The organism is Paracoccus versutus (genome assembly GCF_000763885.1).
Taxonomy (GTDB): domain Bacteria; phylum Pseudomonadota; class Alphaproteobacteria; order Rhodobacterales; family Rhodobacteraceae; genus Paracoccus; species Paracoccus versutus.
Genome location: NZ_JRKO01000001.1, coordinates 120,841 through 138,589, shown reverse-complemented (window position 1 = coordinate 138,589; position 17,749 = coordinate 120,841). Strand labels below are relative to the sequence as shown.

8 protein-coding genes are annotated in these 17,749 nt (G+C 59.9%); 2 read left to right on the top strand and 6 right to left on the bottom strand.

What is annotated here, in order from left to right; genetic code table 11:
• The first annotated feature begins 1 nt into the window (after position 1).
• Together IT40_RS00675 and IT40_RS00670 are read left to right on the top strand one after the other, a co-directional pair.
• Positions 2–6,160, top strand: a complete 6,159-nt coding sequence (locus IT40_RS00675; protein WP_147307256.1) for a DEAD/DEAH box helicase — start codon at positions 2–4, stop codon at positions 6,158–6,160.
• Positions 6,160–7,881, top strand: coding sequence for a nuclease-related domain-containing DEAD/DEAH box helicase (locus tag IT40_RS00670; RefSeq protein ID WP_036749165.1), 1,722 nt, complete (start codon positions 6,160–6,162; stop codon positions 7,879–7,881). Before IT40_RS00675 ends, IT40_RS00670 begins: the two co-directional genes overlap by 1 nt.
• Positions 7,882–8,793: 912 nt before the next feature.
• On the opposite strand, the gene IT40_RS00665 is transcribed toward IT40_RS00670, so the two are convergent.
• The 6 genes from IT40_RS00665 to IT40_RS00645 form a co-directional block, all read right to left on the bottom strand.
• On the bottom strand, positions 8,794–11,667 hold the full coding sequence (locus tag IT40_RS00665; RefSeq protein WP_084196756.1) for a DEAD/DEAH box helicase: 2,874 nt from the start codon (positions 11,665–11,667) through the stop codon (positions 8,794–8,796).
• Positions 11,664–14,546, bottom strand: a complete 2,883-nt coding sequence (locus tag IT40_RS28225) for a hypothetical protein (RefSeq protein ID WP_147307257.1) — start codon at positions 14,544–14,546, stop codon at positions 11,664–11,666. The genes IT40_RS00665 and IT40_RS28225 overlap by 4 nt, the downstream gene beginning before the upstream one ends.
• A 359-nt stretch (positions 14,547–14,905) precedes the next feature.
• The gene (locus IT40_RS27165) at positions 14,906–15,211 is read right to left on the bottom strand and encodes an ArsR/SmtB family transcription factor (protein ID WP_084196755.1); all 306 of its coding nucleotides are present in this window, start codon (positions 15,209–15,211) and stop codon (positions 14,906–14,908) included.
• A gap of 121 nt (positions 15,212–15,332) precedes the next feature.
• Positions 15,333–15,974 (bottom strand): SDR family oxidoreductase, encoded by a 642-nt coding sequence (locus IT40_RS00655; RefSeq protein ID WP_036749156.1) that lies wholly within the window; start codon positions 15,972–15,974, stop codon positions 15,333–15,335.
• 89 nt (positions 15,975–16,063) lie between these two features.
• Entirely contained in the window at positions 16,064–17,035 is a 972-nt protein-coding gene (locus IT40_RS00650) for an LLM class oxidoreductase (protein WP_036749329.1), read from the bottom strand.
• Positions 17,036–17,322: 287 nt separating this feature from the next.
• A complete protein-coding gene (locus tag IT40_RS00645; protein WP_036749154.1) occupies positions 17,323–17,721 on the bottom strand; it encodes a RidA family protein in 399 nt (132 codons plus the stop codon).
• Positions 17,722–17,749 lie beyond the last annotated feature (28 nt).

Here is a 17,749-nt window from a genome sequence, read left to right as displayed (position 1 = left end):
CGTGCGTACTGAAATTGAGCACATGAGGGAGGCGCTCGCTTCCTATATTGAGGCGACCTATCATCTCTCTGATCCGAAGGTCGTCGCATTGCGGCGAAAGCTGCTGACCGATCATGGTGTGGCGCAGACACCGTTCATCGAAAGCACCCCGAGCTATGCCGGTCACCGCAAATATGCGGACCTCTCCCTGCCAAAGGGTGTGTCCGCTTTCCTCACCGACCTAGCTGAAAAATCCGAGGATCTGCTTTTCAATCCACCGTATGAGCACCAGGCCGAGGCGCTCGAACACACGACTCATTCGGACGCGGCAGGAAGTGGCATCGTCGTAACGACCGGCACCGGCTCCGGCAAGACGGAGAGCTTCCTACTGCCTGTGCTTGCGCGCCTCGCTGACGAGGCGCTCAACAGGAAAGCGCATTTTGGGACGCGGGCGGTGCGCGCCTTGCTGCTTTACCCGATGAACGCGCTGGTCAACGATCAGTTGGGGCGCCTGCGAAACCTGTTCGGTGCGCCGTCGGTGCGACGGGCCTTCAAGAGTGCCAGCGGTCGACCGGCGAAGTTCGGGCGCTACACCGGGCGCACGCTCTATCCGGGATTCCGGAGCGCGAACCGCGATCGGGACCGCCTGAAAACACTCGGCTATTACCTGAAGCTCGAAGACGCTGCTCGGGCAGGCAGCACGAAGGATCAGGAACTCGTCGAGACGCTCCGAGCAAAAGGCCGGTGGCCGGGAAAGCCAGACAGTTTCATAGGCGCATATGACGGCCTACGGAACTGGTACGGCAATTCCGGTCAACACTGGGAGGATGCAAATGGCCACCCTGCCCGTGCGATTGAGCAACTCGACGATCCCGAGTTGCTCACCCGACACGAGATCCAGGAGGCCTGCCCGGACCTGTTGGTCACGAACTATTCGATGCTGGAGTACATGCTCCTGCGTCCGCTCGAGCGCGAAATTTTTGGAGAAACCCGCACCTACTTCGAGGCTCATCCTGAGGAGAAGTTCCTCCTGATCTTGGACGAGGCGCACCTCTACCGAGGCGCGAATGGCACGGAAGTCGCCTATCTGATCCGCCGGCTGCTGGACCGACTGGGACTGTCTACGTCGCGCGTTATCTTCATCGCGACCAGCGCGTCGTTCTCGAATGACGAGCGGGCGAAGGAATTCGTAGCCGGGCTTTGCGGTCTTGAGTCTAAGGCCATTCGGCGGCTGATCGGCAGCAAACATGCTGTAGATGTAGCAGGCGCGGGATCTGCGGACCTGGCGCACCAATTGGCCAATGTACCCTTGGATGCTCTGCACTCGCCGGATCTTCGCGAGCGCTCCGGGGTCGTTGCGCCGTTGGCGGCGGAGCGCTCTGACCTATCCGGCAGCCGCGTCACGCTAAAAAGGATCGACAGCGGACCCGAGGCTGTATCGGTTGCGGTGGGTGGGCTCGATCTCCACGGCCGCCGCCTTGAGGAAGTGGTCGTAGTAGAAGCTAAGGGCGAAGCGCGTTCCCAGGAGCCGTTTCTCATCGTCGACACGGTTTCATGCCCCCAGGGGCGGATCAGCGTGGCGAGACGATATCCGCTGGGAGAAGCGGATGCCGAAGGCTTTCGCAATGCCGCGGACGATCTGCCCGCAGCTCTGTACGAGATTCTGGCGCCTCTTCCCGTCGTTGGTCGGCTCCGGAATATTACGAGCGGTGCCGAAAATCCCGCTGACCCCGTCAATGTGCCGGGTGCCGCGTGGGCCGTGACAGAGTTGCCCGGCGCGCTCTTCACCGACACCGAGAACGGCGTCTCGGCGACCGATGCCCTGCTCGAATTGGCATCACTCGCAAAACCTGCACCGGACAAACCGCCGTTGCTGCCTGCTCGTGTCCACATGCTTTTTCGCGGTTTGCCCGGCCTGTGGGCTTGTGCGAACCCCGACTGCGACCAAATCGACGCCGCCTATCGCGGGGGGCCGACGGGGAAGCTCTACTCCGAGCCCCGCCGCATATGCGGCTGCGGATCGCAGGTCCTTGAACTTCACAGTTGCCGGTCGTGCGGACTATCGGTCGCGCGCGCTAACATAGGAGCACCTGCGGGGACGGATCATCTCTGGCAGGATAACGGCTATGCCTATGCCGGTGACACCGGTCTGATCGAGCCCGTCCACGTTTGTCTGGAAGATCCGAAGCCACAGGTGGCAGGGGCGGTCCGGCCCGTGTACCTAGATCTCGCAACCGGAAAGATCGACGGTGGCGGCACATTCGTACGAGAGGTATGGCTCGCGCCCCTTCTCGACCCAAAGCTATTCGAGAAATGCCCGCGTTGCGGCGCGAATTGCGACCCGTCATCCTCAAACGGAATCTCTGATCTTCAGACCAAGGGTGAGCAACCCTTCCAGGAACTGATCTCGGTTCAGGTCCTCGAGCAGCCGCCGAGACCCGATAGCGATACGCCTCTTCAAGGGCGAAAGGCGTTGGTGTTTTCTGACGGCCGCCAAACAGCGTCCCGCTTGGCCGGCACTCTAAAGACGTTTTCCTTCCGGGACAGTCTTCGGCCGCTGTTGCTGGCGGGCATGACGGCCTTGAAGCAACCTGCGTTCACCCCGTCGCTCGACGATGCTCCTCTCGCGATCGCCCTCGGGGGGGCCCGTCACGGCGTACGGTTGCGTCCGATTGGTGCGGAAGATGGCCGGCTAGATCGAGCCGGTCGTCGCGCCGTCGTCTTAATCGGAAGCCCCGACGCGGACGCCGAAGATTTCCGGCAACTCACCAACCAGACCAGCGCTGAGACGCCTCGTTCTGTATTCCAGAGCCTCTACGCTGTGCTGCAAGACGAGCACACGGGCATTTTCCCTCTCGCCCTGGCAACCCTAAAAGCAAAGCTGACCAAGATCGAGGCGGACAAGGTGAATGAGGCGGTCGTCTTACCAACGATCCCTGGGCTGAATGATGAAGAGGCGCGTGCTGCCCTTATCGAACTCTGGCTTTGGCAGGCCCTGCGCAAGCATGCAATCCGATTACGTGACACCCCCGACAATGTCGAAACGGGCCGCGGATCGTCGGGCATCCGCGCATGGAATGGCAAATTCTCCAAGAAGTTTACAACACTGCTTGAAGCACGCGGCCTCAAGCAATGGCTCAAAGGCGACTTTGCCAGTTCAGTTGGCCCAGCGCTGCGCGATGTGTTCTCTCCGAATGTCACCGGCGATTTCTATGTACAGGGTGCGAAAGTCGCGCTTGAGCTTAATCCCGCCACTCAGTGGATTCGCTGCGAGCGCTGCACCACGGTATCGCCACGCAACGCCCTGATCGGCAACCGCTGCACAAGTTGTACCGGAAATGCACATCCCATCGACCCAGAGCACGATCCAGTTTTCCGGAGCAGAAAGGCGTTTTTCCGCAGGCTGTGGGAGAGGCTGATCGATCCCGCCGACGGTTATGCTCCACATCAACTGATCGCCGAGGAGCATTCGGCCGCTCTCAACGATAGCGGAATGGCCAATGCGATGTCGCGAAACGAGGCCTACGAACTTCGATTCCAGGATATTCCAATCGAGCAGGATGGGCAGGTGGGTGCGCCGATCGATATCCTGAGTTGCACGACCACAATGGAGGTTGGCATCGATATTGGCGGGTTGACCGCAGTCGCCCTCCGGAACGTCCCACCGGGACGAGCGAACTACCAACAGCGTGCCGGTCGCGCCGGCCGACGTGGCGCCGGGCTTTCGACCGTCATCATGTTCTGCGGCGCGGACAGTCACGACCAGACCTACTATCGCGACCCTGCACCGATCGTGGCGGGCCCAGCGCCAGACCCGATCCTCAATCTCGACAACGTGGTTATTGCGAAGCGCCAAGCGTTCGGGTTCTTGATTGGCCGCTTCCAACAAGATCGGATCGATGACGTCTCTAGTGCCTCGGACGTCTTTTCGTCCCTCGGCTCCGTCTCCGATTTTGTCAACGGCGCTGAGGACAACTTTTCCCTGGCCGGGCTGCGAGCCTGGCTGTCGCTCAATCAGGAATCGCTTGCGGGCGACATCGAGCGCTTATTCACGCAATCCTGCCCAGCGCTCGACCCCAAGGGTGTCCTGAATGACCTTCCGCGAGTACTCGAGGAGGCCCTTATCAAATCGGATGAAGAAATCCCGGCAGAGCCAGTACCCGCCGCTGTGGAGGGCGAGGATTATGGGGATGAGATCTTGGAGGACGGAAGCGAGGAGGACGTTCCTCCCGTCAAAGATGGGCGTCTCCTCGATCGGCTGTTCGCCGAGGGATTGCTTCCCAAATATGCGTTCCCGACCGATGTCGCCGCTTTCAGCGTCTTTGAGGACGACACCGATCCCTGGCGCCCCAAGCGTCGATATTCTCCTCAGCAGGCACTGAACGCAGCGCTCAGTCAATATGCGCCAGGTCACGAGGTCTGGGTCGACGGCAAGCGCTTCCTGTCCCTCGGCATTTACGCCGAGCGTGATAGTGACAGGCTCGACGCCTACCGTGCTCGCAAGCTCTATTATCAGTGCAGGGTCTGCAACTACGCCGATCTTTTGGATTGGTCCGACGGCTATGTTGACCAGACCCGCGACTGCCCGGCCTGCAGCGGCCGGGCAACATTGGGACCAGCGCGGCGCTGGGTTCGGCCACCCGGCTTCTCGCATCCTCCGACCATAACCGCGCTCCCTCCGGATTTCGACGCCGGGATGCGTCTGCGCCCAACAAAGGCGACTCTTGACTCCATGACATTCACGCCGGGCTCGCGCATTGGTGGCGCGACTTGGCCGCTGGGAACGAGTTGGGAGGCATGGAGCGAGAGTAAGAATCTCGTCGTTACCAATCGCGGATCCCTTGACGCGGCGAACCCCGCATTCAACTACTGTACGCAGTGCGGCCGGATTGAGCCTGCGAATTTTGATCCCACAATGCGACAGCTTTTCGGCAAGCAGCCGCATGACAGGCCACGGCCTAGGCGCCCCAAGGAGCCCGAACAGTGTACGGGCTCGGCGCTGAAGATCGTCCTCGGAAACGAGTTTAGGACCGATGTCGCGGTGTTTCGTCTGGGGCTGCCGGCCGGCTGGCGGTTTGATCCAGATCGGCCTTCCACCGTCATCGCAGCGCGGTCAGCGGTCGAAGCCCTCCGCCGCGCGGCTTGCCAACTGGAAGATCTTGAGCCCAACGATATTGATGGGGATTTCCGGTTTGCTCCAGCTAGCTGCGATCAACAGTTCATTGACCTCTATCTCTATGATCAGGCAGCCGGCGGCGCCGGCTTTGTGAAGGCAGCCTCCAAAGACCCGAGCCGGTTGGTCAAACGTGCAATCGAACTCCTCGATGACTGCACCTGCGACGACAGTTGCTACCAATGCCTACGGTCGTACAAGAACCGCTTCGATCATGCGATGTTCGATCGCTTCATCGGCGGTGATCTGCTGAAGGCCTGTTTCGCCGGGCAACCACTCAGCATTGCGGCGAAACGTGAAGACGAGGCGCTCGACCGGCTGGGTCGCGACCTCCTAGAAAGCGACGCGAAGTTTACCCGGGTCGACGGAGGGCTCGTTGAGGAAGATGGCCGGATAATTTGCCTGTCGCATCCCTTCATCGACGGCGAGCCGTGCTCGCCGCGAGCTCGGGCGCTCGCCAATGGCCACGTAGTGGCGGCCGTCGACATCCTGATGGTCCTGCGCGCCCTACCGATCGCAACCAATATCGCCCTTGTCGGACCAGTGACTACAAGCGTGAACACCCTCGCACTCGATCCCAACGGGACGCCTGAGCTTGATGCGTCGATGGTCATCGCAGGCAATCTAGCCGGCGATTCCGGAACGCAAAAATACGCTGTCGCTGGTGCAGAGACCAACGATCTGCTTTTCCGGGTCAAAGGAAATATGCTCAGTGGCAAGAATGGAGATGGTCAAGGTAACGCGGTGTCGAGTGACGCTCTTTGTCTTTTCAGGCCTTTGAGCGACGCACCGGGCAAAACTGAGATTTGTCTGCTTCGCCGCACCGATGGAAAAGCGTTCGGATCGACGAGTGCGGAATGGACGGTTGGCATTCTGCAGCCTGCAGGCACGGATGGTACGCGCATCCGATATCGAGCGGCCTCTCAGCACATGGAATGCGTAAGTGAACTGGTGGTGCCTGCCACAGCAGTTGAAGTGCTGGCTAGATTTGTGAAGGTTATTGATTAATGGCGTTGTTTATCCCGCCGATCGATCCGGACACGATGGAGCATGGATCAGAGGCCGACGTCGCGCGCGCAATGCAAACCAGCCTCGGGGCCGGTTTCATCGTAATGCATTCCCTCCCATGGGCAAATCCTGCCCGTGACGATCTCGGCGCCCCAGCTCGCGAGGGAGAGGCCGACTTCCTGATCCTTCACCGCAAGCACGGCGTGCTTGTTCTTGAAGTCAAGGGCGGCGAGATCGAGGTCCGGCAGCGTCGGTGGTTTCGGCGCAAGAGGAGTGGTGTAGAAGAAATCAAAGACCCGGTTCGACAGGCGTCCCGAAGCAAATGGGCTCTGCGGAAGCGTGTCGAACTGATATGTGGGAAAGCACTCGTCGAGCGTGTGACCTGGGGCACAGCGGTTGCGTTCCCGCACTGCGTGCTCAAGGGGGAGGCGCCGACGGATCTGCCGCTCGAGGCCGTGCTATCGATCGACGACATGGCCGACCTCGAGGCAGGATTGACGCGGGTCTATAAAGCCAACGGCGCTTTCAAACCTGAGCTCTCGATTGAAGATATTGAGGCGGTGCGCAAGGCGCTGGCGCCAGAGTTCCGGATCTACCAACCACTCAGTGTGAGCCTGTCCGCCAATGAGGCGACGCTTGCCCGACTGACCCGTCAGCAACTCCAGGTCTTGCGCGGGTTCGAGACCAATCCTCGTGCGATCATCGAAGGCGTCGCCGGGTCCGGCAAAACGCTCTTAGCCATGCAACGCGCAAGGTCGTTCGCAGGCGCGGGCCACAGAGTGTTGTTTACCTGTTTCAACTCGGAACTTGCAAAGTGGATTCGGGAAGAGTTCGCCGACGAACTCGTCGAGAATGGGGGGCGCATTAGGGTTGAGAACTTCCATCGCCTCGCGGCCGACCTTTGCCGAGAGGCTGCTATTGATTTCAACGCGAATGCCGCCCAGCCGCAGAGATGGTGGGACGAACTGGCGCCCGATCTGCTCGCGCAGGCGGCGATGGACCTCTATAGCGATGGTCCGGTGTTTACTGCACTCGTGGTTGATGAGGCGCAGGACTTTTCCCCCGGCTGGTGGGACGCGCTTGAGTATCTCCTCGAGGAGAACGGCCCGGTTTGGGCATTTCTTGATACAGCGCAAAGCCTACGTCGTGAGCCGGTGGACCCGCCCATTAAGGGTGCGTTTCGCTTTCAACTCGACATCAACTGCCGGAACACGCGCCGAATCGTCGCCTGCGCCACCGCCGCGACCAATATAGCCTCCCTACCGTTCGAGACGGCACCCCTCGGGAGGCCTCCGAAGATCATTACTCCCCCTAACGCCGCATCGATCGCCGGACTGATCCGCGGAGAACTGCGTTCGCTATTGAAAGAGCACCGGCTCACATCGCGTCAAATCGCCATTCTTGGTCCAACGGCCAAAGGAAAGGGACCACTCGCAAACGTCCGTGATGTTGACGGAGTGGCGCTCGTCGAAGACGCTGGGACTTGGCGTGAGGGCCGCGGTGTCTTGGTGACGACCGCGCGCAGTTTTAAGGGGCTCGAGGCCGACGTGGTCGTGCTTGCCGATTTTTCGGGGCTCGGTGGCCTCTTCACGGTTTGCGATCTCTATGTCGCGCTGACGCGTGCTCGTTCGCATCTGATCATAGTGGCGCACGACCGATCGTCGCGCGAACAACTGGATGATGCGATAGCGGCGGCTGTGGCACTCGGCTCCGACGAATGAGCAACAGTTCACTATGGGCGCAAGTCCTAAACCTCGACACTGAAGAGGCACTACTAGGCAGCGTATTAAGGCACATCCGCGACGCAATCCGGGAGGGGGGGTATGTCAGTCGCGGCCGCATCACCAGCGGGATAAAGGAGGCTTATCGTCCTCTGGATATCGCCGAAGACACTTTGCGCGCAGCGATCGACGACGCGATCGGCGTGCTCATGCGGTCTGGAGATATCGATGAACTAGCGACTGGTGCCGGGCGCGGATATGCGCCGACCACTCCGCGGCGTTTGGTGTGGGGCGGCGCCGACAATGTGGTGCTCGGTGCGGTGGCGCTCAGTTCTAACGATCCGATCAGGCGAGTGCCGGTGGATGACAGAATGGATTTGATCACGACGCCTCTCCACGTCGAGCTAGGTCGACCAGCGTGGCGGGATGCCCTAGTTGAACTAGGAGGCGCGGACCAGCCCCAGGACGATGCCAAGGCACTCAGTGAGTACGCTCGAGCGCTGGCGAGTTCGGGCGAACGGTATTCCCTCGATGAACCGCAGAACCTGGCGGTCCTGAGCGGAACGGGTGCCTACTTTGGCACACCGGACGGCCCGAGCGGGCGGTGGGCTCGCGCCGACTGTGACGGATGCTTTCCGGCCACGATCAGCGGAGGATATCGGAAGCGCCGGGTCATTTTGGCGATTGAGAATGGAAGGGCAACAGTGTGGGAGCCGCCGACACGCGACATCTGGCACTGGATTATCGTAGGTATCACACTGTCCGCGAGACAACCGGTCTGGGCTGTTAACCGAGAGGCAGGAACGTTCGAATTCCTGACACCGCCCCCGCGACAAGTCGAGCGAGCTGCGTTGCTGACTGGCGATCAGGTCAGCGCTTGGTCCTGGCGCCTCGACGATCAAGCGCGTGGAGCTATTGAGAGGCTCCTAGGCTCTCCTCGGACATAGCCCTGGGAACAACCCAGAAATACCGCCGCTTGCTCAACGTAGCCGCTTTCGAAACGCTACCCGCCGCTCCGGTAAGCCAGGCCTTGCGCGCGGCGCTTGCCCTCTCATTGAATTCGACCGCCAGCTTTGCCCCACGCACTGCCGCCTGATTGAAAACCAGCTTCTGATCTAAAGCCTCGGCACTTGCTAGTTCGGCTCGCGCCGCTTCGACATGCTGAACCGCATCTGCGTCGACCGCGAACAGGCGAGTATCCACAGCGCCGTTGATAGAAACGAGCGCGCGCCCAAGCGCTTCAGACCCCCGTTTTTGTAGGTCCGCCTGTGCGGCGGCGCGAGCCTCTGCAATCTGCGGCTCCGCAAGAGATGTTCGTCGTCGCGAAAGTTGGCGACCGCGCAACCGGTCATGTGACGGATCCAGGATCGCACTGGCTGTCGCCATCGCCGGTGAGAAGCTGCCCATGTTCTCGACGAACACGCTCATGAGGAACATAGGCGGGCAGCGGTCGAGTAGCCAACGACGATCTGCAGCAAGCGACGCTTCAAGGGATCGAAGTGCGGTGTTGCGCGCATCCTGTTCGGGTTTCGACGCTTGCCTGTCGATCGGGCCGATAATCGCATCTAAGTCCGGCGCCAGGGCACTGGAGAGATCGAGCACTGCAACGGCGATGAAAAGCCTCCTGCCTTTCCATGAAAGGATCGGATGACCTGATGGGAACTCCACGACAAACTCAGTCGTGAGGTCGCTTGATATGGGCTTTCTAATGAGTGCATCGATCAATTGGTCGTGCAAGCTGCAGCCATGATCGAGGAAGTGCAGGCGACGCTTCTGGCCATCCTTCTGCTCTACATAGGTGTTGGGAGGACATTCAATGGCAGCGCGTTTCGTGATAAAGGCTTGCCGATGCCAAGAACTCCGGTTGTCGATGTCGGGCAGGGCCAATTCCGGTTCGCGACCATCACCTCTGTACCAGATCGTCTTGAAGCTCTGTTGGCCATCCTTTCCGCTACGGATGTCGAAATACTCTTCGCGCGCCAAGTTGAGAAGGACATCCAGACCTCGCTCGCGCGACTGGAACCAGTTGAGTTTTCGATCCTCAGCCTCGGCGGTGAGCGGGCACGCATAGTCACGGTTGCGCAGACCAGCAGCTCTCTTTTCTGCGATCGTAGTACGGGGGCTAGGCGGTAGCTTGGTACTTTTCAGCCAATCATTTGCGGTTTCGCCGAGGTTGCGCGCATATGATGTGGCGTCGCTCCAGGTCGCTCCGCGATCACCTTCAGCCGCCGCGTTAATAGCCTTGCTGATAGCCTCCCATTCAGAGTCGTCCCAAACCTCACTTCTCTCAAACACCTTCGTCGCCTCGAGCACCTCGAGGATTCGAGCCTCGATTGAGTTCTCCGTCACGATGGGGGTGATGGCGATGGTTCGACTCGATGGAACCCCTCGCGTCCCGAGACGGTCGATTCGCCCGATCCACTGCTGAATGTCCGGCGGCGACCACGGGAGCGCGAAGAAGATGATCTCGTCTGCGAATTGAAGATTGTGACCTTCACGAGCGTCGAGCGCGGCAATCAAGATATTCGCTTCCCCGTTGACGAAATCTTCAAGCGCGTCTTTGAGCATGGCGACTTGAACTTCGAGTTCTTCAGCTGCTCGCATCACACGACGTTTTCGAGCGACCTTGGCATCGACGAGCCTTGTTAGTGCATCGTGAAGGTAGTCGGTGGTGGGATTGTCCTCCGCGACGATCACGATGCGAGCGTCGGGCTTCATGGCGCGGACCTCTCGAACGTGGTCGACCAGTGCATCAAGCTTGGCGTCCCCAGGTTCGTCGCGTAGCACGGTCTCGATGCGCCGCCAGGCATCGGCAACTGCTTGCGTCCGTTTGAGCGTTGAGAGTCGTTCACGTAGCGATTGTGGACTGCGACCGGCAACTTGGAGGAGTGCGTCCCGCCTGTAGTCGAGACCGGCTGCTTCGGCCGCCTCAAGGTAGGCTCGAGTTGCTTTGGCGCGTTGCACGTCGCCGTCAGTTGGCGCGACGCGGATCGGTTGGTAGCGGCGCTGTGGCAAAGTGTCGGGATAGTCGGTGCGTTGAGTTCGAATGAGCCGCCGGTAGAGGCCATAGCTGTCCTCGACGGCTCGACGGCGGGCGGCGTCGGCGAGTTCACCGCGGAACCGGTCGAAGGCTGCCTGTTCGCGCTCCGAGAGTACATCAAGGACATTGCGGCCTTCGGCCCGGGCAATTCGCGCGGCCTCCGGCTCGAGCAACTCCATGAGTTCGCCGCGCGTGCGAACCTGGTGAAGCGCCGGCGTAGCTGTCATCGCGATGACGTGCGGAATTGTTCGTGCGGCCGCGATCAGTTCGTTGCGAACCGCGACCTGCAGCTTGGTAAACTCGTCGACGAGAAGCATGTCGATTTTGTCAGCAGCGATCTTTCCGCCCGCCACGATCCGGCTCGGCCGGATGAGGCGCATAAGGAGATTACTGTTGGGTCCCCCCGACTCGCCGGCTTCGATCGCGATTGCGTGCCCGCGCGCCAGCAACTCCTTTTCCCATTGCTCGACCAGGTCGTCGGGCACAACGAGGGCCACGTTCAACAGGCGGGAAGACTGCGCTGCAAGTGCACGCATTACCATGATTGCCTGGACCGTTTTCCCAAGGCCGACCTCGTCGGCCAGCAGCCAGCGACAGGCCGATGCGGTCAACATACGATGGACGCTATCGAGTTGATGCGGATAGGCGAACGCACCCACCCCGAGCGCGCCAAGCAAAGCTTGATCACGATCGCAGCGGCGCGCTTCGGCATGGAGGTTGAGGAGAAGTCGATTGAAGTCGCTCATGAGACCGCGCTGCCCAAGGTCGCGTCCATACGGATCGCCGCATAGCGGCTCGCTCGAGCAACGAACGGGTCATTGACCAGCACCCGCATCGCAGCATCAAGCGCCTCACAAGCGGCTGGGGAAAGCCACAGTTGGAGCGCGGCAGCAGCTGCTTCAACGCTCAATTGCCCCCGCGGTAGTGCGAAGGTGCGGGACCACGCCGCGAGATCCTCAGCCATCTCGGCAACGCCGATGTTCGAATAGAAGCGGTCGCGCAGTTGTCGCCCCCCTTCATCAGGCGCGATCAGGCGAGTGAGGCGTGATCGACGAATCCGGCGTATGGCTTCCTCTGCCGCAGAGGCCCAAGCATCCTCTGGACTACCGAAATCGCAATCATCCGGATCGACGCCGGGCAAGGAGCCACGCGCCTGAAGGGTATTCACCGCGTCGGTGAAGCCGAGGTTGAGCGCGTCGTCCATCGCGTCGTCTCGCGGAGTCGGCCGCCTAAGCGGCCAGTCTGGATCGAGGTCACGGGCCCGGACCGCAAAAGCCTCGGCAAAGTCCCCGGCGTATCGTTCCGGAACGCCCTCGGGCAGGCTGGCGAGACCCTGCTCCAGCGCGACCAGATAGAGTGCTTGGTGAGGGTCGGATCGAGAGGATTTGTCATCTCGCTCTCGATCGAACCACTCACGACCACAGAGATTGTAGATGAGTGGTTCTTCGAATTGCTGCACGATCCGACTTTTCGCTGCCAGAGCTTGCAACGTTCCGCATTGCGCGCGTGACCATGCGATGCGTGCCCGCGCGAGATCACCGCTCCCCCGCTCCCCATCGCGAAGCTGGCGTGAGCCTAAGTCATTAAAGGCGGCGGCGAAATCGCCAAGATTGAAGCTTGGACTCGCTAGGAGGTTCATCGGATCTGCAAAGCGCCCGTCGCCGAACCGAAACACGTACCCGACAGCGCCACTCTCGGGGCGAACGACTGCCGGCGCCGGAACGAAGCGGTGGGGCGCAGTGGCGGGCGCGCAGGCCATACTGGCTGAGCCGTCCGCATCGATGAGAGTTGGAGGAGTGGTTGACCAGTCGACAGCACCCTTCGGTCGTGCGAGTGGCACCTCAATACTGGCTAGCCGTCCAACCGAGAAACGAAGAGTGCCTACCCCACTCTCGAGGAGTCGTGTGCGGATGCCGTCCGCATATAGGCCCGTCAGGAGTGGCGAATGCTGGTCGACAGTGACGGGAAGTTCGGCAAGTTCGCCGACGTTACGAACGATGAGCTTACCATTGATTTCAAGCTCAGTTGTGAGCGGAACGGCCCTGAGCGCATGCGCGCTTTCGAGACGCAACTGCAGCCTCCGCTCTATGAGTGCAGAGAATGCTCCATCACGCTCGAGGAGGGACAGGCTGATCGGAATATCGTCCGGCTCCTGAGCGCCCTCGCAGCGTACGCGAGGCTGTCCACTCACCTGCTCAGCGTTGCGCAGCCGCTGAGGTTCGCCAACGTCGATTGGGGGCCCCAGCCGATAGATCGTGAAGGGTCTGTCGGGCCGAACCACGCCTTGGGGTGCTATGATCGCGTCGATCGGGTGGCGGGCGACAAAGCTGCGATCCCCGGCAGCTAACAGTCCATGGTTGCCGAGGATCGTGCGCGCGGTTTCATCTGCAAGACTCGCCTCGAATAGCCGATAGCCGGCGACCGACCCGATGAAATGGAGCTGATCGAGAGAAGTCATTCCCGCGCGACAGGCAATCCATGCATATCCGCTACTGAGATCGAAAGGCGCAAAGCGTTGCTCGCCCCGCGTGCGTTCGTCGTTTACATCGAACAACAAAGATTCGTTCCAATCTATGCTGCGGCTGGCAAGCGCCGCGGCAATCGCACTGCCCTCACCAAACACGGCCGCCGCATCGCCATAGGATGCATGATCGCCTCGAGGGACGTCCGAGTGTGTTAGCGCAAAAGGGCCGTCTCCAAGGGCGGTATCACTATGCAGGCGCGCGCCAGCCCCCCAAAGCTGCGGCCGCCAACCCGCAGCACGTGCAATATTCTTGGCTTCATCAACCAATTCACCGGGCAAGGCGGGCCATGTGGCGTATAGCCTCAAGCCAGCCAACTCCCGAGTTACTATGAGGCGCCCCGGACTCTCTGGAGCGATACTTCCTCCCCTAATCCGCCGGGCACGCCGACGTGCTGCGCGAGCGGCGAAGAACGCTTCAGACGATTTCGAGATCGAGTCGTGAAGGCGTGAATAGCTAAGCGCCGAAATACCGCCGCCTCGGTTCTCTGTGAGCAAAGAAGTCAATACTCGTTCCGATGACGCTTCGAACCGTAACCAATCGACCAGCCTGGCTCCTTCTGCCGCGCTGGCCCACGCTCTTAGACTAGGGAAATTGGCGTTGCGCCCAGGTCCAGGAAGTGCGGTTGCGGGAGCTCTAGCAAGAAGGCGCGTGACAGGACCAATGAGATCCAGCGGCAATAGAGCATTGGCGATGGGCCAAGAAATTATAGAGAAGTGCGCGCTAAAGGCACTTCCCGAGGGCTTCGAAAGTCTAAACTTTTGTGCTGTCGCCTTAAAGACGTCGCCGAACCTCGTTCGATCCGACATCGTGATCGGAACCCCAAGCGCCGTAGCAAGCTTGTTCCAAAATTCGGTACCGACTCCCTCGAATCTGAACCCAATCTCGGCCGCGATGGCACAAAGCAAAAGCGGGCTCCTATCGAAGAGCGCCGACAAATGAAGCTCACTCAGGAAAGGCTGTGCTTGCTCGAAACCGTCCGGCCAGAGATTTGCCTCGTCGACGGCTTCAATAAGTGTGACCCCTGATACTTGCTTCTTGTTGAAGGCAACGATCGCATCCCGGAGGCGGCGTTCGTACGCGTCGATATCACCAAGTTTCACTGTCCCCGATCATCCCTCCGCTCCCAAAGCACATAGGGCCATGTCGCAACACGTTTGGCAAGCTTGCAACGGTGGCTTGCCAATGATCGACTGCAGTGTCCGCGCTGGGGTCGGGAGGGATTACTCGCGACTTGATAGGTCCTGCTGCGAGGTGGATCATTGCCTCGAACCTCCGGTCTTATTAGCGTTGCTGACAGACGCTGAGGCCGACCTTCAATCTTTGAGCGCACAGAATGTTAGGAGGCGACAATCTTTGTGCCAAGATTATCGAGGTCGGCCACGAAAGCGCTGTCGTCTGAATCTGCTGAGATCACAATGTCCACGTACATGTCGATGGTAGTTCATGTAGACGGAAGTGATCATATCAGGTCATGCAGTTCCCTCAAGAACGCAGCGATGTTCTCTTCGTTACGTTTATAGTACGTCCAAGGGCCGACCCGCCGGGATGTAACGAGCTTTGCGCGTTGCAAAGCTGTCAGATATTGCGAAATGGTCGATTGGGATAAGCCAGCGCGCTCCTGGATGATGCTCACGCATACCCCAACTTCGTCGGGATCGACATCCTGTTCGGGGTAGTTCTTTCGTGGCTCCTTGAGCTTGGCCAGGATTGCCAAGCGAGCTGGATTGTCGAGTGCCTTGAGGGCTTCACTGACATCGATAGCCATGATCTTCCGCCGTAGAGATTTTTCACGATATTACGATACCTCGGTATCGTATGCAACGGACCGCCAATCTTCACGACCAGCAGGAATCCAAACCGGTTCCCGCTGGCTGACCGTGAAGGGGCTAGTACCACGAGGGCTTGTCGCCTTCGGTGCCGGGCTTGTTGACACCGACTGACCCGCGCACATAGCGCGTCGGGTCCAGCGACAGTTTCACCACCAGGTCGGCGATACTCTTGCGGGACACTTCCGTGCCCTTAAAGGGTTCGCCCTTCTGGGTAAGCTCATACTCCACCTCGTCAACGTCGGTGAGCCACGCCGGCCGCACGATGGTATAGTCCAGCTTTGAAGCCTCGATAACCTGAGCAGCCGCGCTGTAGGGTTCTAGGTATCCCCCGTCGAGCATCTGGTGATTCCACTTACCGAACTCCCCTGGGACCTCGTCGTAAATGCCTAGGGTCGATATCCAGATCAGGCGACGGACACCCGCCGCTTCCAGTGCCGCGACGACTGACCTTGCCTGGTCTTCGATGTCGTCCCCTCCCAGATTGGCATAGACGATGTCCTTGCCTTCTAAGACCTGTCGCAGGTGGTCGGTGTCGGTCACGTCACCCTCAACAATCTCGACGCGATCTCCTGCCAGATTTCGCAGGCGCTCGGACCTTCGCAGATAAAGGGTCAGGTCGAGACCTTCCTCATCGACAAATTGACTCACTGCATGGCGCGCTATCTTGCCGGCAGCGCCCAATACCAAGACCTTGGTCATGACGTATCTCCTTCTTTGACGATCTCCACCCTGGAGAATTGCTTTGAATTGCTGTTTCCGGGACTTCGCGCCCCATGACATCTACCGGCTCAGGCAGCTTGGGCGCCAAACCGGGGCACGATGTGCAAACCAAGCTCTTCGACGACTTCGGGAGCTGGTCGACGACCGTATTTGAGATTGAGGATGACGTGATCCACACCGATCCCCTCGAGGGCTTCCAGCAGCTTCAGGAGATAGTCTCTCCCAAGCCTGAACCCCAAATGGATCGGAGTCGGCGGCGTCGCGGGATGCGTGTCGAGATCGATGTAAAGGGACTGGAGGAACGGCTTGTAGACATCGCCCACTTGCGTCGAGACTGTCTGGCGCCAGTTCTCCACGACTTGCTGCTGCGCCTGAGGCGGGCGTGGATATGTTATCCAACCGCTGCTCTCCCGCGCGATCCACTCAAGGGATTGACGACTGTTGCCGGTTACGAAGAACGGGATCTCATTCGTCGTCGGTTTCGGGATCAGGTCAGCGTTTGCGAGAAGTCCGCGACCCCATTGCAAGGGCTCGAAGCTGGTACGCTGCGCGCCCCGAATGATATCCAAGTTCTCGCGAAAGATTTCTCCCCGTTTATCAGGATCCAAACCGAACGCGGGAAATTCGACGGGTCGATCGCCCGACGCGACGCCAAGGAGCAGCCGACCCTCGCTGAGCTGGTCCACGCTAGCTGCGGCCTTCGCGGTATGTAGAGGATGGCGCAGTGGGATCGCAATTGATGCCGTACCGAGCGCAATTTTCGAGGTCTGCGCGGCGATGAAGCCGAGATAGACCCACGGATCGAAAACCTGCCCTACATCGCCGAAACTCGGGTCGCGCAAGGGCACATCGCGAAACCAGAGCGTTGAAAATCCCAGCTCCTCAGAGCGCTTTGCCAGCTCAACCTGGTTGCGCATGGTTGGCATATCGCCGTCAAACGCTTCGATAGGGAAAAACAAGCCTACGCTTAGCTTTCCATGCGTGAACGTGTGCCGGAATCCGCGGTGCTGATCGTAGGAGATTGGACTGGGTTGATACATGGTCTGGATTCCGTTCGCTGTCGTTGATCTCCTCATCACAATAACCGGATATCGGGATATGTCAATATCCCAAAACATAGAAATGTGTCGCTCGGCCAGCACCTCTTGTAGTGCATGAGGGGTTTGTGGTGGCGATCCGGCAAATCGGGTTGCGTAACTCCACACGCGGATCGCCGACCTCCTGTTATACCGGCCGAAGCGGCCGACCTATCTGCCGACCGCTGCGCAACTTAGGCTGGCCACGGCCCGCCCGAGTACGCTTTGTCGCGGTAGCGGCCCAACCTGCGTCAGGCTCCGGTAGGAATGCGAGCAATAACTTTGATCTCGAAGTCGAAGCCAGCGAGCCAGTTGACGCCGATGGCCGTCCAGTTCGGATACGGAGCTTGCGGGAAGGCTTCGTTCTTCACGGTCATAAACGTTTCGAATTGCCCCTCGGGATCGGTGTGGAAGGTCGTCACGTCGACGATGTCGTCGAACGTGCAGCCCCCGGCGGCGAGAGTGGCGCGCAGGTTGGCGAAGGCGAGGCGAACCTGCTCGGCATAGTCCTGCTCTGGTGAGCCATCAGTTCGGCTACCGACTTGGCCAGACACGAACAGCAGATCGCCAGAACGGATCGCAGCCGAATATCCATGAGCTTCATAGAGTGAGTGGCGGTCAGCAGGAAAAACAGCTTGAGGCTGGGGCATGACATGGTCCTTTCAGGTCTCTTCTCCC